The following is a 2,691-nucleotide window of genomic DNA, read 5'->3' on the forward strand; positions in this document are numbered from 1 at the left end:
CTTGTTTTGGTTATCTCTAATATAATACATATATAAGTTCCAGCTTTCAATTACGTTTATTGGCTCGAGGAAACGTGGATTAAACCATATCACAACAATGCGGTGTTATGCTTTTGTATGCTAAGGTATATTGCCCTAATTTGGAGGTGACCTTTGTTCAAAGAAAAGTTGGAGAGTACAATAAAGTGCTTGTTAGAAGAATTCGGTGTAGAAGAGGAAGTCGATTTTAAGATTGAGATACCTCCCGAAGGATATGGTGACCTCTCGACCAATGTTGCCTTCATTCTCTCAAGATCGCTCAAGAGGAGTCCTAGAGAAATCGCTGTTACGATCTCCGAAAAGCTGCAAAATGAATCAGATTACAGTAGAGTTGAAGTCGCCGGGCCAGGGTTCATAAACGTCGATTTCTCAATAGATTATCTCTCTTCTGTGCTGGGGAAGATCTTTGAAGAGCCAAACTTCTGGAAAAAACGGGGCGAAACAAACATTCAGTTCGAATTCGCCAGTGCCAATCCAACAGGGCCTTTTACGGTTGGTCATGGACGTCAGGCAGTATTAGGCGATGTTCTATGCAGGGTCTTCTCTTCGAGGGGTTTCAGGGTTCAAAAAGAGATGTACATAAATGATGCCGGTCGACAGATAGGGCTTCTTGGAAGATCTCTGTGGGTTAGGTACAATCAGCTCCTCGGCAGGGAAGAAGAACTTCCTGAAGATGGTTATCAAGGCGAGTACCTGGTTGAGATTGCGCAAGGACTCGTGGATGAAGTTGGTGATCGCTTCAAAGGGCGCTGGAACGGCGAATCAGAAAGTTTCTTTAAGAAGTATGCGCTCGACAAGATGCTTGAAGACATTTTGGAAACCCTGAAGAGACTTCGAGTGGACTTTGAAAATGTCTTTTATGAGAGTTCTCTTATTGAAGATGGAACAGTTGAATTCGTTATCAAATCTCTGGAAGGCAAGAAGTTGATATACGAGTCCGAAGGAGCGAGATGGCTTAAGGTATCGAACTTTGTTGAAGATGATGACAAGGTTTTAGTTAGATCAAACGGTACCAACACTTACTTCATGACAGATATTGCTTACCACTACAACAAGCATGAGAGGAAGTTCGCGAAAGTTTTCGATATCTGGGGTGCTGATCACATGGGACACATACCCCGAATGAAAGCAGCGATGAAAGCTCTCGATATTGATGATGGTTTCTTGAACGTGATTATTCACCAGTATGTAAACCTCAAGAGAGAGGGCGAAGTGGTGAAGATGTCAACCAGAAGAGGAGAGTTCACGACACTTGACGAATTGGTTGAGGCTGTAGGGGTCGATTCAACCAGGTATTTCTTTGCAATGTTTGATCCCGATACGCATATGCTGTTTGATATTGATCTCGCCAAACAGAGGTCAAATGACAATCCGGTCTTCTATGTCCAGTATGCTAATGCAAGAATCAGTAATGTTTTCAGAACGGCGGAAGAGAAGAATGTGGCAATATCAACGAGTTCATTGAAACTGCTGAATACTCAGGATGACAGAAGAATCATCAAGCTGTTGACCATCTTCCCTGAGATTCTGGATTCTATAGTGACAGACTACAGGACAAATCGTCTGACGTCTTATCTGGAAGATCTGTCCAGGGCATTTCACGGTTACTACAACAAAAATATCATCGTTGATCCTGAGAATCATGCTCTCTCCGGGGCTCGATTGGCAATGTGCAAGGCTCTGCAGAATGTTTTAAAAGCCGGGTTAGGGCTACTTGGAGTAGAAGCCCCCGATAGCATGTGATGGAAGAACTGAAGATAGAGAAGCTTATTGCCGGAGGGTACTCCCTTGCCAGAACCAGTGAAGGCAAGATTGCATTGCTGGACGGAGGATACCCCGGAGAAGTGGTTCTTGCAAGTCGAAGTGAAGGAAAAAATGACTTCCACCTCATGAGAACCGAGAGAATCGTAACTCCCTCGAGTTCAAGACGGGAAAGACTATGCAGAAGCTTTCCACTATGTGGCGGATGTGATTGGCAGACACTAGAGTATTCTCAACAGCTCCATTGGAAAAGAGAGATAATTCGAGAGCAGTTCAGCAGAGTCGGGAAGATCAAGGTTGATAACTTTGAGATTGTTCCCTCTCCTAAAGAAGTGAACTACAGGCTGAAAATGGAGTTTGTTTGCTATCAGGGAAAAAAGGGACTCTCTCTCGGTCTTTACAGGAGGAACAGCAAGCTTCCGGTGAATTGTCGGGATTGTGTCTTGGGTTTGAGAGATTTCGAGAAGACAAGAGCAGTTTTTGAAGATATTCTAAGAAAGACTTCTCTAAGACCTTACAACAGGGCAAATGGGAAGGGTGAACTTAAGCACCTGATTTTGAGAGGCAATCGGAGACACGTCATGGCAATTCTTGTTACGAAGGGTGAACGCCTCCCGGATGAAGAGCATATAGTACATAGTGTGAAGAAGAGACTGAGCGAGGTTTCAACTCTCGTACACTTGATGAACAGCAATGACAGAGTTGTGATGAGGGGAGTCTCAAGAACTCTTTTTGGAGAGGGTATCCTGGAACAGGAACTTGCGGCGCAGAGATTTGAAGTTCCTCCTGTTGCTTTTTTTCAGAATAATCTCGAAGTTACCGAGCTTATAATTCAGCATATTATGAATGAAATGGGACAATCGGTCGGCAATTCTCTTCTTGATCTATATA

The 2,691-nt window shown here is 43.7% G+C and carries 2 protein-coding genes; both read left to right on the forward strand.

Annotated features, from left to right (window positions below):
• The first annotated feature begins 153 nt into the window (after positions 1-153).
• On the forward strand, positions 154-1,782 hold the full coding sequence (locus ENN47_09575) for an arginine--tRNA ligase (GenBank protein HDP78412.1): 1,629 nt from the start codon (positions 154-156) through the stop codon (positions 1,780-1,782).
• A partial coding sequence (locus tag ENN47_09580) for a class I SAM-dependent RNA methyltransferase (GenBank protein HDP78413.1) occupies positions 1,782-2,691 on the forward strand: 910 nt, incomplete at its 3' end. The genes ENN47_09575 and ENN47_09580, both read left to right, overlap by 1 nt.

The organism is Mesotoga infera, assembly GCA_011045915.1.
Taxonomy (GTDB): domain Bacteria; phylum Thermotogota; class Thermotogae; order Petrotogales; family Kosmotogaceae; genus Mesotoga; species Mesotoga infera_D.